This window comes from Psychrobacter sp. TPE 89C (assembly GCF_055522395.1).
In genome coordinates this window covers 35,921-53,900 of record NZ_JBVFXW010000021.1, presented here as the reverse complement: position 1 = coordinate 53,900, position 17,980 = coordinate 35,921, and the positions used below count along the sequence as shown (strand labels likewise).

The window sequence follows — 17,980 nt, the reverse complement described above, 5'->3', positions numbered from 1 at the left end:
AGATAGCAATTGCCCAAGTTTTAGCCTAAGCAGTTTAAAAAAACAATTTAATTAAAATTTTAGGAGCTCAGCATGTCAACTAACTTTTCTAAGATCGCCGTTCTAACTGTATTAGCAAGCGCAATCGCCATTACTACAGGTTGTGCTACCAAACGTACAAACTCTGAAGTTGTGGTTGCCCCACTAGGTATCCCAGGTGGTCAAGCTGGATATAATGGCTCTGTTTCTATGAATAACTCTAGCGCCGTTATGGCTGGTGCTGAGAACCTACAAGCCGTTGTATACTTCGGCTATGATAGCAGCGAAATCACTGCACAATCAGCCAGTGTTTTGAATCAGCATGCAAGCCTACTTAGCTCAAACCCATCAGCGGGTGTTGTTATCGCTGGTCACACTGATGAGCGCGGTAGCCGTGAATACAACATCGCATTGGGTGAGCGCCGTGCTCAAGCAGCGCGTAACTATCTTGCGGCCCAAGGTGTGTCTACAAATAACATCCGTGTCATCAGCTATGGCGAAGAACGCGCTGCTGCTGCTGGTAACACTGAAGCTGATTATGCACAAAACCGTCGTGCTGAGCTGTCTTACTAAGAGTCGCAAAGCCAATCAGAATCAGACAAGCTTAACTTGATTCATAAAAGCCCAGTGATATTGATATTACTGGGCTTTTTACGTGTTACTAGGGCGTGTCTTCAATTCACTCGATAGTCATCTAAATGGGCTAAAAATGGCTAAATCTTGCCAAACATCGTCAAATAGCTGGCTAATATCCCGATATTATCTGCGCTATTTTTCTTGTTTGACGGCAATTTATCTCATTTTTATCACCATTTTTGAAATGAAGACACGCCCTAAACAAAAAACAAACTCATACCAATCGATATAATTCATAATGCCAACCTTACGCCTGACGCATATTCAATTTACTCAGCTACAGCCTATGACGTGGTGTGCCACCGCACAGGTGAGTGAGTATCCACGCCTCAAACATCAAGATTTGTGGGGCAAGTCGTTGGGGCGACCCATTGATAATGCTTCATATATAAATACTGATGAATGGTATAAATGTAGTTGGCAGTACCACATACCACTAGATAACTTATCAGTGCGTGATGTCGCTCATACCCAACGTCAGCGACAGCGTCAAGGCGTGCGTCTGTTGTTACAGCAATTACTAAATAGACTAGCGCTCAGCGATACGTTAGATGAATCCGCATTCCCGTATCGCCTTGTTAAAGGTAGATACTATGTATGCTTTAGTCATACAGGTGGCAAAAGCAAGGCCGTCAATACACCGTTAAGCAGTACCGTCGCCGTGGTAATTAGCCCTCATCACCCTACAGGTGTGGACGTAGAGGTCAATAATGTTGCATGGCATGTGGCAAAGCGATTTTACTCAGATAATGAGATTGTGATCTTGCAATCATTACCCACAACTCAACGTGACACGATCGCCAAGTTTCTGTGGCAGATAAAAGAAAGCTTTATTAAAATTCATCAATACAAACTGGCTCAAGGTCTAGGAATAGATTATTCCTATCTTATTGACGACTTAATAGATGCCAGTAGAGAGCCGTCAGCTTTAACCGTCATAACTGACCTTAAATCACCTTATCAAATTGCCGTCTTATCTATACAACAGACGGTCGTTGTTTTTTAGATAAGAAAAATATATATTGCTCTGAACAGTGCTTATTGTTTTAAACAACGACCGTTACTTTATTTCAGACAAAAAAACGACCCTAAAAAGGGTCGTTTTTTCGTGCTTACTTTTCTTCTAATGACATTATTTAAACTGTGATTAGATTAGAAACGGTAAGTTGCACCAACTTTAACAATTGGTAACCACTCTAACCAATCTTTATCTTCAAGCTCTTGCTCAGCTTTCTTAGCAACGTCGCCTGCAGTAGTGGTTTGAGTATCACCGTTTGAATCTGTATAGGTAACTACACTGTCTGAATCAATAGCTCGAACAGTTGCGTCAGTTTTGCCCATGTAAGCTGCGCCGATTTCACCAAATAGACCGAAGTTATTTGTGATGTTAGGACGGAAACCAATAGTACCATAAGGCGCTAGCTTATTACGGTGCTCGATAGTACCTTCAAGAGTACCAGTTTGAGCAGCATTATATTGCTGGCCATCAACTTTAAAGAAACCACCATCTGCATTAGCAGTTACATCGATATCGTTATCAGGTACGATGATACCAGCACCAACTGTGAACCAGTTACCAGTAGGACGTAATTGTACGCCTAGGTAAGGGTTGCTGAAGTCTGCGTCAACATCATAATTTACATCGCCAGCATCGAAATCACCGCCGAATAGGTCGGCGACATCGCCACCTGCCCAACCAGCTTGTAATTCAGTGTTCTCATTTAGTGACCAACCGATGTTAGCACCATAACCTAAAGTACCCGCTTCAGCACTTACAGATGCTGGGTTAATAGCGGTGTTGAATAGTGTTTTAGTGCCACCAACGACAGCCCCAGTAGTATTACGGACAGCACCAGCAGTTTTACCGATAACACCAGTGTTAGTAGGTTCTGCTTCATAGGCGACAGCAACTGGTTCTGCTTGATAAGCAACAGCAACTGGCTCAGCTTCATAAACATTTGCGTCATCAACAACGATAACTGGTTCAGCAGCGAAAGCAGCAGTTGATGCCATGACAGCAGCAGAGATAGCCGTTAGTTTAATAAATTTCATCAATATTCTCCTAAAGAATGGGATAACTCGCCCGTAAAAAAATGATAATTCAGATTTTGATATCAATCATTTTTGTTGAGGAGATTAAAACAATTTTGGCTTTAAAAGTCATCCCTATAGATGCGCTTTTTATTTGCCATTATGTAAAGATTGCATAGGTATTGTAATAATTACTACACCAATCCGTAAAACTTCGAGTTTCTGTTACACAACACTCTTACAGCTACTGAATAGCGCAAACATTGATATTGGACAGCTTAATGTTTATGTAAGGGTATTACAAAATATGTCATTATAGTGAACGACCTTTCCATTAAACTCAGTGGCGGTTATATAGCTTATTACTACGGTTTGTTGTACTTTGTGAGTTGGTGTAGCCACTGTTGCTCTAAATAGGTTTTTAGACACATGCATTTATCATGCAGTTGTTTCTATATAGTATGAGCAGATAGCGTGCCTAAGACTTGTCTAAGCTTGATATTGTGCTAAATTAGAAGTAGTTGAAAATGTGTGATAAATCTACGTATTCACAGCTACCTATCTGATTGATTAAAACATTGTGATATTTCCTACTGTATTATTTTTATTATTGAGCCATCCATATGCCTAAAGTATCGTCGATTACCCGTGTGCTAGAGATTATCGAAGCCGTGTCTTATGCTTCAAAGCCTCTCTCTCCACTTGAGCTATCACAGGAATTAGACATTCCTAAACCAACCATGCATAGATTGATCCAGAATTTGGTTGATGAGGGTTTTGTGACCGTCGATATTGGAGGTGGCATCATTCCTGGCAAACGAGTACGCAATTTAAGTGTTGAGCTGTGGCAGCAGCGCCAGTTCTTTAATGAACGACAAATGGTTTTGCACAAATTAGTAGAGGAAGTAAAAGAAACGTGCGGGATTGCAATTCCTTATTATATGGACATGCTCTATACCAACCGTGCACAGACCGCTCTACCGCTACAGATCTATCTGCCCGTAGGTGCCAAGTCACCAATGTGGTGTACCGCTACCGGTAAGCTGTATTTGAGTCAGTTATCTGCTACCAGTCGTAATAAGATGCTGCAAAGTCTGCCACTAGATAAATTCACCAAAAACACCATCACCGATATCGATACGTTAAACAAAGAACTGGATCATATTGCTGAGACTGGTGTGGGTATCGACAACGAAGAGTTTATCTCTGAAATGGTAGCTGTGTCCGTTCCTATACTTGATAAAAAGTCGCGCTATCTGGCTTCACTATATATTCATGCGCCAACCGTACGTCTATCTTTGGATGAGCTATTGACACATGTGCCACGACTACAAGCAGCGGCACAAGATATTCAATCGCTGGTATATGAGCTACAAAGCTAAAGCCGTGACCGTTAAATGACTATCATTAAATGGCTATAATCGAATAACTATAAAAAGACCTGCACTAAGATATTAGTGCAGGCCTTTTTATATGGTTGAACACATCTCTTATAATGTATAGCCATTTAGTAGTTCTTTGACTGTATTAAACATACTATTTTGGAGCTAATACCATTCACAAAAATTAGAGTAGCAAAGAAAACGAGTGCAAGTACTACGCATTGTAGACTAAACAAGTTTGATACCGCTAATCGTACTTTTGGGGATTGGTTCTAAGACAGTACCGAACTGTCATGACGCGCCATGATGCTAGAAAAATCTCTATCGCCATTTTCAACTGTATGCGCTTCATATAACTCCGCAGCTTTAGCACCCATCGGCGTATCGACGTTTGTATTCTGAGCAGTTTGCAAGGCCAGATTGAGGTCTTTTTGCATCAGCTTACTCATAAAACCACCTTGATAACCGTTGCTCGATGGTACGTTCTCCATTACTTGCGGGTAAGGATTGTACACTTCTAATGTCCAGTTACGGCCTGAGCTTTGTAGCATAATATCTGATAGCACCTTGGGATCTAAACCATTTTTGACGCCCAAATTAATCGCCTCTGCTGTCCCAGCCATGAGAATACCTAACAGCATATTATTGCAGATTTTTGCGACTTGTCCGGCACCATGCTCGCCAGCATGAAAGATGTTTTTGCCCATGACCGCCAGTATTGGTTCCGCTCTCGCAAACGCGTCAGCACTGCCACCCACGATGAAAGTCAAACTGCCTGCGATAGCGCCGCCCGTACCACCGGAGACTGGCGCATCTAAGAACTCTATACCCAGCTTGCTTGCTGCCTCTGCTACTGTCCTTGCATCAGCAGCAGCGATAGTACTGCTGTCAATCACTAATGTGCCTTGTGGTAACTCTGCCAGTAGACCGTTGGTGCCATCTTCACCCAAATAGACAGAGTGAACGTGCTTGCCAGCAGGCAGCATACTGATGACGACTTGTGCATTGCTTGCAGCAGCTTTAGGACTATCTACCACCCTAGCACCTGCTTGCTGTAGACGCTGAGTCGCATCCTCAGACAAATCGTAGACAGATAATGCATAACCTGCTTTTAACAAGTTCTCCGCCATTGGCGCGCCCATATTACCCAGCCCGATAAAAGCAATGTTTGGCTTCGCACTGCCATTATCCGCAGTATTTACATCCTTTGTATTCATCTCATCATTCCTTGATGGTTATATAGTCAGCATGACGCACGCTTGTGTTTTGTGTACGTCATGCCATTATGTCGTTCAGTGTGGTATGTCTAATTAATATAGATAAACTGGTTAATTTAAATTGTTAGCGGACAAACTGGTTGCCTGCTGCTTCAGTACCCAACCAACCGTCTAAAGGGTGCTCACCGGTCGCATAAGGGTTCACAAAATGCTGTTGGATATATGCCTGCCCCTCTGCATTGAGACAATCAGCTAATGAACGCGACCACTGCGGATTTCTATCTTTATCAATCAATAGCGCGCGTACGCCTTCTTTAAAGTCAGGATTGGCTGCACAATGTACCGCCACATTGGTTTCTAGATATAAAACTTGCTCTAGCGACAGGTCAGCAACTTTGTGATAAAGCGCATAGGTCAAAGCGACGGTAACGGGACAACCATGTCGATAAGTGGCGACTGCTCGCTGCGCCCAACTGTCTGCTGCAAAGTCTGAATGTAACGTTGCTAATGCCTCATCACTTTGCAATATGGCATCGATATCACCCAAGCCACCACTATTCATCAACTGCTGGATAGGTTGCCAATATTTTGCTAAATTGCTGGCAGGTAACTCAGCAACTGATTGCGCGGCGAGTGCACGGCTAACGATACTATGCGCACTATTGTTATCGCATTTATCCTTACTGCTGGCAGCTGGTTGCCAATCGCTCTGTTTTAAACTTTGTATGACAGCATCATAGTCACTACTGGCGACGGCATACTCTGCTAGATTGGCCAATAGCGCATCACTACCATTGCACATAGCACCGGTTAGCCCTAAGAACAAACCTGTTTTGGCAGGCATATTTTGCAAAAACCAACTGCCAGAGGCATCAGGGAATAGCCCGATAGTCACTTCTGGCATTGCAAAGCGGGTACGCTCAGTGACCAAACGATGGCTACAACCTGCCATCAATCCCATACCTCCGCCCATGATGATACCGTCACCCCAAAGTATTAGCGGCTTAGCGTAAAAATGCATCTGCCGATAGAGGCTATATTCATGACTGAAGAACTCTGTCGCATAAGGGTTCGGTAACGGTGCACTGGTCGACATACTGTCATACAGCTTACGAATATCACCACCCGCACAAAAAGCCTTGTCGCCTGCGCCTTTTAACACCAAAGCGACTATCTGTGCATCACTTGCCCACGCATCTAACTGCTGTGCTAATAGTTTGCACATATCAACACTCAGCGCATTGAGAGATTTGGGCGTATTGAGCGTCATGACGCCAATCAGATGACCACAATTTGTCGGTTCAGTGTTGAACAATACTGGCGCTTCTTGCTCTGTGCTTTCTGTAACTTTTTGATTATTATCTGTTGTTGTAACTGATGTCATGGCGGCTGTCATAAAAAGTACCTGCAAAAATTAAAATGAATAAAGTGACTGTTAGCACATCCTACCTGCAGTCTATTTATTTTGCCAATTCGGTTTGCGCTTCTCTAAAAATGCTTGCACGCCTTCGCGCTGATCGTTGGTATCGAACAACTTCACAAACGCTTCGCGCTCATGGATAAGGTTTTGTGCAGGCGGTGTATTTCTCGCAGCTTGGATAAGCGATTTAGAATAGCTGACGGCAACAGGAGACTGTTTAGCAACGTTTTGCGCTAGTGCTTGAGCCACTTTTAACCCTTCTCCTTTGGCAGCAACTTCTTCGACCAGACCAATACGTAACGCCGTCTCTGCCTCAACGCGCTCACCGCATAAAATCATACGCTTTGCCCAGCCTTCGCCTACTAACATAGTTAGGTTTTGTGTACCACCCGCACATGGCAACAATCCCACACCAGTCTCTGGCAATGCCATCTGTGCGTGCACTTCTGCGATACGAATGTCACAGGCCAGCGCGCACTCAAGTCCGCCGCCCATCGCATAGCCGTTGATGACAGCAATACTGACACCACGATATGCTGATAGCGCCTCAAACGCTTCGCCAAAAGCAATTGCCATGCTGATGGCACGACCTTTATCGCCATCTGAAAAATTGTTTAAATCAGCACCAGCTGAAAAAAACTTTTCGCCATCACCATGAATAATTAAAGCATAAATATCATCATTGGCATTCAAATCAGTCACTAGCTTTTTGAGTGCTGGCAGACTGTCCATCGTCCATGTATGGGCTGGTGGGTTATTCAATGTCACAGTAGCAGTATGACCATCAATCGATAACTTAAGATTGGTATAATCCGTCATAAATAATCCTTTATTTTATCTGAATTGGGTATGGTTAAATGGTTAGCCGTTAGGGCGTGTCTTCAATTAGATTGAGAAAATACCCTAATACAATTAACGTAATTGATCCAACGCATCGTCCTGTAATAACTGACGTGAGACAATCACTCGCATGATCTCGTTGGTGCCTTCCAAAATCTGATGCACACGCAAATCTCGTACATGACGCTCAAGTGGATACTCATTTAGATAGCCATAGCCACCGTGTAGCTGTAAGGCTTCATTAGCGACGTCGAAGCACAGGTCAGTGGAGAGACGCTTTGCCATTGCGCAGTAGGTAGACGCTTGGACATCATTGTTATCAACTTTGCTCGCTGCTAGATAAAGCATTTGTCGCGCGCTAATGGTCTGGGTCAGCATATCAGCAAGTTTAAACTGTACCGATTGTAAATTAGCAATCTGGCTGCCGAATTGGCTACGCTCTTGCACATAATTGGTCGCTGTCTCTAGTGCTGACTGCGCCGTACCAACTGCACAGATACCAATGTTGATACGACCACCATCTAAACCTTTCATCGCAATACGAAAGCCTTGACCCTCCTCACCGATTAAATTCCCTACTGGAACTTTCACATCTTTAAAGCTAATCGTGCGTGTTGGCTGCGCTTTCCAGCCCATTTTATGCTCGTTTTTGCCATATTCGATACCAGCACTATTCGCATCTACCACAAAAGCCGAAACGCCTTTTGCGCCTGCGCCGCCTGTACGCGCCATGACGACTAAGACATCGGTAGACCCCGCGCCTGAAATGAATGTTTTCTCCCCAGTTAGCAAATAATGCTCGCCTTGCTTATCCGCTTTGGTACGTAGCGAGGCCGCATCGGATCCAGCATTGGGTTCCGTTAGGCAATAACTACCCAACCACTCTCCGCTCACCATATTGGGTAAATATTTCTGACACAAAGTATCGCTGCCATACTCACCGATCATCCAAGCAGTCATATTATGAATACTCATATAAGCAGCAACGGCAGTATCACCCCCTGCAAGCTCTTCAAACACCATGGCAGAGTCTAAGCGTGGTAATCCCAAACCATCATATTCTGGATTGGTATACAATCCTAAAAATCCGAGCTCGCCTGATTTTTTGATGACATCGACTGGGAAATGCGAGGTGCGATCCCATTCTGCTGCGTGTGGTTTTAGCTCTTTTTGGGCAAACTGCCGAGCAGTTTGGCGAAAGGCAATTTGGTCTTCGGTCAATGAAAAATCCATGAGATCATCCTTGTGCGTGCATAGCAAATATGGTGTAGAGAATTTTATAAATCGTCAGTCTAATATTGTTCATATAGTATTGGCTATACAGTATAGCAGCGGCATAACGACAATTATAAGATCAGGCTTTGTTAAAATATGCCCTAAGCAGAATTATCGCTATACCGCAAACATGTCGAACGAGCGATTAAATTGAAATGGTGGTATTAACACCACGGCTCGCCTCATCGTCAAACCATCGCGCAGTGACGGTTTTGGTTTGAGTATAGAACTGCACGGCTTGCTTGCCATAAGGACCGAGATCACCAAGCTTACTAGCACGTGAACCTGAGAATGAGAACATTGGTAGTGGCACAGGAATCGGTAAGTTAATGCCAATCTGACCGACTTGAGTATCTTGCTGGAATTTATGTGCGGCGGCACCTGACTGAGTAAAAATCGCCGTGCCATTACCATGTGGATTGGCATTGAGCATCTCAATCGCTTCATCAAGGTCGGCTGCACGCATGATACACAATACTGGCCCAAAGATTTCCTGCTGATAAATCTGCATGTCACTTGTGACGTTATCAAAGATAGTCGGGCCGACAAAGTTACCTTTCTCATATCCTTCAACAGTAATTCCACGACCATCCAGAATCAGACTCGCACCCTCTTCTACCCCAGTACCAATCAAGTACTCGACACGGGCTTTTGCGGCAGGAGAAATCAGCGGACCTAGGTCTTTATCATGCTTGCCTGCTGATACGACCAATTTTTCTGCTTTGGCCTTAATGTCATCAATCCACTCACCTGCAGCACCGACCAATACCACCACTGACAGCGCCATACAACGTTGACCGGCAGCACCAAATGCCGCGCCTGCTAACTGATTGAGCGTCTGTTCTTTGTTGGCATCCGGTAAGATAACACCGTGATTTTTTGCACCCATCATGCACTGGGCACGCTTACCGGATTGACTGGCACGCTCATAGACGTGTTTGCCAACAGCGGTAGAACCTACGAAAGAAACGGCTTTGATATCAGGGTGATCACAAATAGCATCGACGGTAGCTTTTCCGCCATGTACAACGTTTAGCACGCCTTCAGGTACGCCAGCTTCAATCGCTAGTTCAACCAAACGCATGGTGACCATCGGGTCTTGCTCAGACGGTTTAAGAATAAAGGTGTTACCAGTGGCAATCGCCATTGGGAACATCCATAGTGGAATCATTGCTGGGAAGTTGAACGGTGTGATACCTGCACAAACCCCTAGCGGCTGCCAGATACTATAGGTATCAACGCCTGATGCGACGTTTTCAACGAAGTCACCAATCTGCAAATTCGCAATACCTGCTGCATGCTCGACCACTTCTAAACCACGGAATACGTCACCGCGAGCATCTGCAATCGTTTTGCCTTGTTCAGCGGTCAAAATCCCTGCTAGCTCATCCATATGCTCGCGTATCAATGCTTGATACTTTAAGAAGATACGGGCACGTGTGGTGATAGGTGTTTTGCGCCACGTTTGAAAAGCGGTCTGGGCAGCGGCAACTGCTTGGTTAATTTCATCGTCGGTCGTTTGTGGAACTTTTGCGATAACTTCTTGTGTGGCGGGATCAGTGATATCAATCCATTCGCTGGTATTAGAATCGACGAATTGACCATTGATGAGCTGCTGAACGTGGTGCATAAGATATCCTTATCTTTTTTGCAAAACTACCATATAGCGGTATAGTCAATCCTCTATAAATTAGATACGGTGTCAGCCTCGCTTAGTCTACTATTTGTAGTACTTTCACTCGGCTTCCTTGTATCCAAATTATATTGAACAAACTATATTTTGTATTGATAAAAAATTAAATACTCATCAATAACTACCAAACATGGATAATTTTAAAATGATTTATTATGTATCGTTATTGACTATAACAATAAATCAATTTTAGGGTCAAGCGCTTTATTAAACTTTTATGTTAGGTTATATTCACCAGTAAATATTATGAAAATTTAAAACCAATACCAATCCAAAAAAGTATGATTCGCGGCGTCAAAATTGTTTAGTCCACAATAGGTAGTATTTGCACTCGTTTTCCTTGCTACTCTGACTATTGTGACTGGTACAAAAAAGCCCATGATGATTCATGAGCTCTTGTACGAAATTGAATGGCATTATTTATCAGCAATCAATAAAGTCACATTCCGCATTGATTAATAATCTTTCATAGACTGCTTGATCGCATCAATCGCGGGTGGATTATCGAGTGTCGACATATCCCCTGTTTCCTTGCCTTCTGCTAATGCACGAATGGCACGGCGTAATATTTTTCCAGAGCGGGTCTTTGGCAACGCTTGTGGGAAATAAATGGCCGCCGGCCTTGCAATACCGCCAAGGGATTTGACCACGGCACCGATGATTTGCTGCTCAATACGGAACCGATTTTCAGTCGTTGCCACCTGCTCGTGGTCTCTCAGCACACAGAACGCAATGGGCAACTCCCCTTTTAACTGATCTTGAATACCCACAACTGCACACTCTGCCATCTCTGGATGCATGCTGATCGCCTCTTCAATTTCTTGCGTACCAATACGATGACCAGCGACATTAATTACATCGTCTGTACGCCCTAAGATATAGAAATACCCCTCCTCATCAGTTACGGCATAGTCAGACGTTGAGTATTGTTGTCCATCAAACAAGCCGAAATAGCTACTGACAAATCGCTCGTCGTTACGCCATACGGTAGTGAGACAACCAGGTGGCAGAGGCGCCTTGATTGCAAGTAAGCCTTTTTCGCCAGCAGCACAAGGTTCGCCTGTTTCTTCATTGATAACGTGTGCATCATAGCCATACATTGGATAACCAGGCGAGCCTTGCTTATGCGGTTTATGATTGAACTTTGGCGTATTACTTAAAATAGGCCAACCAGATTCTGTCTGCCAATAGTGATCTAAAATAGGAACGCCTAGATGCTTAGTTAGCCAATTGGCTGTTGATTCATCGAGTGGCTCACCTGCTAAAAAGAACGATTTAACGCTTGAGACATCATAGCGTGTCATCCAAGCCTCATCTTGTTTTTTGAGCATACGCACACCAGTCGGTGCGGTGAACAAGATATTGACCTTGTTAGCCTCGACAATCCGCCACCAGATACCTGGATTTGGGCGATGTGGTAATCCTTCATACATAACACTGGTCATGCCAGCTAATAGTGGCGCATAGATCGTATAAGAGTGTCCAACGGCCCAGCCAATATCAGATATCGCCCAAAACGTTTCACCTGCCTTACCGTCATAAATATAATCCATCGATGTCGTCAGTGCTACGGCATGACCGCCTGTATCACGTTGCACACCTTTTGGCGTACCCGTCGTTCCAGAAGTATAGAGAAGATACGATGGCGTATTGGACTCAAGCCAAACAGGCTCAACAATCGCATTGGCTTCACAACTGACACGGCGCTCGGTTGCATAGTCCACATCGATATCCTGTGGTACAAATGGCAATACGCCTCGGTTGACGACCAGCACATGCTCAGGCTTCACGTTGGCTTGTTCGACCCCTTGATTGACGAGGCTTTTATAGTTAATGACCTTACCACCGCGCAAACCTGCATCCACCGTAATGACCATTTTTGCTTCGGCATCATCCATACGAATAGCCAAGTTATGTGCCGCAAACCCGCCAAACACGACTGAATGCACGGCACCGATACGAGCACAAGCCAACATCGCATAAGCGGCTTCTAAAATCATCGGCATATAAATGATGACCCGGTCGCCCTTGCCGATACCATGACGTTGCAATACATCCGCAAAATAATTGACTTCTTTATACAAGTCATTGTATGTCAAACGGCGCTTGGTATAGTCTGTATAAAACTCGACGTTGTTGCCCAGATCTTTAAACGAATCAACGACGGCCGGAAAGGTTTCTATTAATTCTTGATTAATCTCTGATGATAACCAGATAAATGCGTCCTGCTCTGCGCGCTCTTCGAGGTGACGATCCACACAGTTATAACAAAGATTGGTCTCACCGCCGACGAACCACTTAGCGAACGGCAAATTACTGTCATCCAGGATTTGCTCAGGCTCTTTATGCCAGTAGATACGCTTGGCTTGCTCAGCCCAAAACTGCTCGCGATTATTAATGGAGTCGTGATAGATATCAGAAAATTTCTGAGTGGTATCGGATGGCGCTTGAGAGTTTTGAATAGAAACGTGGTTGCTGCTTTGATTGCTACGTTGGTTGGTGGCTTGCTCGCTCATAATGGCTGTCCTTAGCGTAAACGATGAGTAATAAGATACTACTTTATAATATAATACCATTCACAAAAATTAGAGTAGTAAGAAAAACGAGTGCAAGTACTACCTGTCGTAGACTAAACCAGTTTGACACCGCTAATCCTACTTTTTGGAAATTGCTATAAGCTCTTATTGTATATTCTCATAATACAATACTGGCTATCCTTGCCAAAACTAAAAAACCGATACATTATGTATCGGTTTAAAATGTATCAGAGCTAATGATAAAGGTCAACTACATAAAATTATACTTCGGTCTGATCAGCATACATCTTACGCATGACTTTTTTGTCATGTTTGCCGACAGAGGTTTTTGGCAGGTCATCCACAAACTTAAACTGACTGGGCACACCATACTTAGGAATCATACCTCGCTCCACGGCTTTTTCAGCAATGGCTTTGATATCATCCACATTCGTGTCTTGAGCATCAGGTTTTAGAACTATCAAAGCCAATGGACGTTCACCCCACTGTTTATCACGAACACCAATGACTGATACATCGGCCACGGCTGGATGCAGTGATAAAATGGTCTCAATCTCTAATGATGATATCCATTCACCACCTGATTTGATCACATCTTTTAGGCGATCGGTAATACCAATGCAACCATCAGGACGTATGTAAGCGATATCTTGAGTATGCATGTAGCCATTTTCCCATAGCTCCTTACCCGCATCCTCATTTTTCAAGTAGCTTTGGGTCAGCCAAGGCGCTCGCAATACTAACTCGCCTGTATTTTCTTTACCGGTACCAACCGACTGATTGTCTGTGCCCCAAACTTGGGCCTCGACCATCAACACAGGCTTACCAGTCATACAACGGCGTGCGATATCTTCATCATCAGACATCTCAGGCTCGTTGAGACTAAACTCGGTCAAGCTAATAAGCGGCGCGGTCTCTGACATGCCATAACCAGTATAAACTTCGATACCTTGGCTCATCGCTACTTTTGCCAAACCTTCTGTCAATCGTGAACCACCAATGATCATTTTTAGGCCATTAAAGCTCGCACCACGATCCTGTGCTTCTTTGAGCACCATTTGTAAAATCGTTGGTACGCAATGAGTGATACTGACTTTTTCATTAATAATCAAATCGAGCAAACTATCAGGGGCATAGCGTCCTGGATAGACTTGTTTTAGACCCACCATCGTTGCAGTAAACGGAAAACCCCACGCATGGACATGGAACATCGGCGTCATAGGCATATAGACATCACCATAGCTAACGCCCTGCTTATCAGGAAGCATACCTAAGGTCGCGGCTTCTGCCAAACTGTGCAATACCAATTGACGATGGCTAAAGAACACGCCTTTCGGGTCGCCCGTTGTCCCTGACGTATAAAAAGTCGTCGCAATGGTATTTTCATCAAAGTCAGGAAACTCAAACTCACTATTGGCGGCTTCTAATAATGTCTCATACTCACCTTTTACGCGATTTTGGCTACCACCAAAAACGCCTTCATACGATACCCCATCATCATCAAGCCAAATGATGTGCTCAATACTGGAGTTCTCAAACTGATAGTCTTTGACCAACGGTGCAAACTCAGAGTTCAGCATCAGTACTTTAGGCTTAGCATGATTGATGGTATAGAGAATTTTATCTGGTGACAGGCGAATATTAACGGTTTGCAAAATATACTCTGACATCGGTACCGCAAAGTACGACTCCAGATAGCGATGACTGTCCCAATCCATCACTGCCACCACATCGCCAGCGTCAAGCTTTAAATCAGCTAAAACGTTGGCTAAGCGATTGATACGGCTAAACAGCTCTTTATAAGTGAAGCGTTTTTTATCTGCATAAACAATTTCTTGATCTAGCGACACTGTCTTGGCACGGTTTAATAGTTGCTTTACCAATAGTGGATAATCGTAAGCGGACGGTGCACTATTATAAATATTTGACATAAAATTGACTTCCTTGTTGATCAGAGATAAATCGTTAACGACTCTCGTTGTTAAAATCTTCTAACAAATTATATTTTTATGAGCAGCCATTACTGTTGCTCCATTATTATTACTAATAGTATTTAAAAAATGCCATCATCGATAGTAAGAAAAAACCCACATCATGTAAAGTATACACGCATAAACACCATGACACTGAGCGTTCGTTTATTCTGGTTTCACGCCTTATCACGTTATGTTAGCGAGCCTTTAAATTATTAGCCCTTAGATTGGTAGACTTTAGATTATTCGCCCTTAAATTAATAGCACTTAGGTTATTAGCCTTTATATTAAGCGGCACGTGATTTGGTCTTTACCATACCAAAACTGGCAACGAGCAATGCCAAAATCTGTACAAACACTAGCAGCCATACCGTTAGCGACCACTGCCCACGCGCATAGACGATGCCGCACAGCCAAGCCCCTAACGTCCCACCCGTATAATAGCCCAGATAATATAAACCCGATGCGAGTGAGCGGCCTTTCTTCACATTGACCGCGATATAACTAATAGTCGCCGCTTGGGTAACAAACACACCTGAGGACATGATAGCAAGCCCTACCACCACGCCCCATAATGGCGTCACGAGTGTCAGCAACACGCCTATCATAGAGATAAAAATAGCGACCCGAACGGTACGTGCTGACCCGAAGCGGCGTAACAGGTTGGTCGATAACGGTGTAATAACGACCCCTATCAGATAGACTGCAAAAATATTGGCCAATGCCCCCGTACTCAGCTCATAAGGCGTATTGGCCAGATGTAGATTAATAAAGGTAAAACAGCCCACTAGCGAGAACAACACACACGCCCCAAGCAGACAGGCCGTCACGACATAACGGTTGGTCAAATGCTCTCCAAGCGTCTGTATCGCTGCTCGAAAGTTAGGATTGGCCACAAATTGCTGTGATGATGGTAGCATTTTTCCAACCCACATCGCACCGACCAGCGTCATCGCTGCCATCACATAATACCCAGCACGCCAGCCAATGAGCTCGTGTAAATGCCCAAGCAAAAACCGACCAAGGAACCCTCCTAATACACAGCCCGACACATAGAATGACATCAGATCCGTTACTGCTCGCCCTTCAAACTCCTCACCGATATAAGCAATCGTCACGACCGTAATACCTGGCACTGACAACCCCTGCATGAATCGCCATAACCCTAGCCAACCAATACTCGGACTCTGCGCGATTAACGCCGTAGGTATCGCCAAAAACAACAGCGCTCCAACGATAAATGGCTTACGTCCCACTGCATCAGAGAGCATGCCCAAAAATGGCGACATAATAGCAATCGCCATTATCGTCGCGCCAACGATCATACCAGCTTGCACTTCAGTCGCCGAAAAGTCCACCATTAGCACAGGTAGCACCGCTTGAATAGAGTACACTTGCAAAAAAGCAAACATACCAATCAAGCCAATTGTGAGCTTTAGTACCCACGATGGCGAATTCGTTTGAGGAGATAACAATGGGGCGTTATTTTGAGTCTGACTGACAGTATTGTTCACAAGGATGCTGACTATATTAGGCGTCATGTGGCTGACGTGAGTGATAGAATTAAAATAGAGTCAATTCATTATAAACAGGTTACAGCGTCAACTTAGCTTGATGTATGAGAACTACCTCTGCGCTCGGTTGCCTTGTACCACTGTTAAATTGAATTAACCATATAAACGTCAGCAATGATAATTGCTTTAGGTTTGTAACGACAAGCACATTATGGTATCACAGCCAATCACGCGTGCTGATATCAAAACCTAATACAAACAAAAAACGCCATTAATAACAACGTTAGGGCATGTCCTCAATTCAAACGACATTCATCTAACTGGGCTAAAAATGTCTAAATTTTGCCAGACATCGTCAAATAGTTAGTCAATATCTCGATATTATCTACACTATTTTTCTCGTTTGACGGCAATTTATCTCATTTTTATCTCCATTTTTGAAATCAGAACACACCCTAATCAAAGTTTCACCTTTGTAACAGACTTTGAGTGAGCGAATTGCCATAATCATAAAGCGCTATACAAAGTAGCTATACAAAGTAGCTGTATAAAATAGCTATATAAAAACAATCTTATAAATTTAATAATTAATTATTTAAGGAAGTATATCGATGAGCGATAAAATTCATGATTTAGGATCGGGTTTTTGGAACATACGCGGATCATTTCGCATTGGTGGTGTACTAAATATCGGTACGCAATGCTCACTAATAAAGCTAGCATCAGGACGCTTTATCTTTTTAGACAGTTATGCCTTAACAGGTGACGTTCGAGACGAAGTGATGGCATTGACCAATAATGGGGAAAATGTCGAGGCTGTACTGAACGTACACCCATTCCACACGGTACATTGTGCACAGATGGCAAAAGACTTCCCAAAGGCAACCTTTTACGGCAGTAGCCGACATCATAAAAAAATATCAGAAGTACAATGGGCAGATGACCTGGTTGAGAGTGATGCGGTCGCTGAGTGCTATCCTGAGCTTGAGTTCTCTATGTCAGAAGGCGTCTACTATATTTCGCCTAATGAGATGATTCATGCCGGTTCATTATTGGCCTATCACCCTGCCAGCAAAAGCTTGCACGTGGATGATACTTTTATGAGTCCACCAACAAAGTTACTAGAGGCGATATTGCCTGAGCTGATACTACATCCTACGACCAAAAAAGCACTGAAAAACGAACAAAGTGCTGGCAAGGAATATTGTGACTGGGCTACCAATCTCGCCCATGAATGGCGTGACACTAAAAACTTGTGCGCGGCGCATTCATATTTGGTCCAGTTTAAAGAAGGCCAGTTTGAAAAAGCACTATTAAAAGCGATTAATAAGGCACGTCCTAAGTTAGAAAGCGCTTAGTAGAACGTATACTTTAAGAAAGTGAAAACACAAAAGAGGACTACCGTAATAGTAGTCCTCTTTTATTTTGACCTGACGACATTTTT

The 17,980-nt window shown here is 43.7% G+C and carries 13 protein-coding genes; 4 read left to right on the top strand and 9 right to left on the bottom strand.

What is annotated here, in order from left to right:
- Nucleotides 1–72 precede the first annotated feature (72 nt).
- Together pal and ACZW67_RS08075 are read left to right on the top strand one after the other, a co-directional pair.
- Nucleotides 73–591: a peptidoglycan-associated lipoprotein Pal gene (gene pal, locus ACZW67_RS08080; RefSeq protein ID WP_465182843.1), complete on the top strand. Its 519-nt coding sequence runs from the start codon at nt 73–75 to the stop codon at nt 589–591.
- Nucleotides 592–892: 301 nt separating this feature from the next.
- Nucleotides 893–1,660, top strand: a complete 768-nt coding sequence (locus ACZW67_RS08075; RefSeq protein ID WP_465182842.1) for a holo-ACP synthase — start codon at nt 893–895, stop codon at nt 1,658–1,660.
- A 146-nt stretch (nt 1,661–1,806) separates the two neighbouring features.
- Here ACZW67_RS08075 and ACZW67_RS08070 read toward each other — a convergent pair whose 3' ends face one another.
- Nucleotides 1,807–2,706 (bottom strand): hypothetical protein, encoded by a 900-nt coding sequence (locus ACZW67_RS08070; RefSeq protein WP_465182841.1) that lies wholly within the window; start codon nt 2,704–2,706, stop codon nt 1,807–1,809.
- A 602-nt stretch (nt 2,707–3,308) separates the two neighbouring features.
- Here ACZW67_RS08070 and ACZW67_RS08065 point away from each other — a divergent pair.
- The gene (locus tag ACZW67_RS08065; protein WP_465182840.1) at nt 3,309–4,067 is read left to right on the top strand and encodes an IclR family transcriptional regulator; all 759 of its coding nucleotides are present in this window, start codon (nt 3,309–3,311) and stop codon (nt 4,065–4,067) included.
- Nucleotides 4,068–4,339: 272 nt separating this feature from the next.
- Here the strand turns inward: ACZW67_RS08065 and mmsB are convergent, their stop codons facing one another.
- The 8 genes from mmsB to ACZW67_RS08025 all read right to left on the bottom strand — a co-directional run bounded on the left by mmsB (nt 4,340) and on the right by ACZW67_RS08025 (nt 16,497).
- Nucleotides 4,340–5,284: a 3-hydroxyisobutyrate dehydrogenase gene (gene mmsB / locus ACZW67_RS08060; RefSeq protein ID WP_465182839.1), complete on the bottom strand. Its 945-nt coding sequence runs from the start codon at nt 5,282–5,284 to the stop codon at nt 4,340–4,342.
- A gap of 124 nt (nt 5,285–5,408) precedes the next feature.
- Nucleotides 5,409–6,668, bottom strand: a complete 1,260-nt coding sequence (locus ACZW67_RS08055) for an enoyl-CoA hydratase/isomerase family protein (RefSeq protein ID WP_465182838.1) — start codon at nt 6,666–6,668, stop codon at nt 5,409–5,411.
- Between the two features lie 72 nt (nt 6,669–6,740).
- On the bottom strand, nt 6,741–7,523 hold the full coding sequence (locus ACZW67_RS08050; RefSeq protein ID WP_465182837.1) for an enoyl-CoA hydratase: 783 nt from the start codon (nt 7,521–7,523) through the stop codon (nt 6,741–6,743).
- A 93-nt stretch (nt 7,524–7,616) separates the two neighbouring features.
- Nucleotides 7,617–8,777 (bottom strand): acyl-CoA dehydrogenase family protein, encoded by a 1,161-nt coding sequence (locus ACZW67_RS08045; RefSeq protein WP_465182836.1) that lies wholly within the window; start codon nt 8,775–8,777, stop codon nt 7,617–7,619.
- A gap of 187 nt (nt 8,778–8,964) precedes the next feature.
- A complete protein-coding gene (locus tag ACZW67_RS08040) occupies nt 8,965–10,449 on the bottom strand; it encodes a CoA-acylating methylmalonate-semialdehyde dehydrogenase (RefSeq protein WP_465182835.1) in 1,485 nt (494 codons plus the stop codon).
- Nucleotides 10,450–10,967: 518 nt separating this feature from the next.
- A complete protein-coding gene (locus ACZW67_RS08035) occupies nt 10,968–13,028 on the bottom strand; it encodes a propionate--CoA ligase (protein WP_465182834.1) in 2,061 nt (686 codons plus the stop codon).
- A gap of 281 nt (nt 13,029–13,309) precedes the next feature.
- A complete protein-coding gene (locus tag ACZW67_RS08030) occupies nt 13,310–14,980 on the bottom strand; it encodes a fatty acid--CoA ligase (RefSeq protein WP_465182833.1) in 1,671 nt (556 codons plus the stop codon).
- A 329-nt stretch (nt 14,981–15,309) separates the two neighbouring features.
- Nucleotides 15,310–16,497, bottom strand: coding sequence for an MFS transporter (locus tag ACZW67_RS08025; RefSeq protein ID WP_465182845.1), 1,188 nt, complete (start codon nt 16,495–16,497; stop codon nt 15,310–15,312).
- 650 nt (nt 16,498–17,147) lie between these two features.
- Between ACZW67_RS08025 and ACZW67_RS08020 the strand changes: the two genes are divergently transcribed.
- Complete coding sequence (locus ACZW67_RS08020) at nt 17,148–17,894, top strand: hypothetical protein (RefSeq protein ID WP_465182832.1); 747 nt, start codon at nt 17,148–17,150, stop codon at nt 17,892–17,894.
- Nucleotides 17,895–17,980 lie beyond the last annotated feature (86 nt).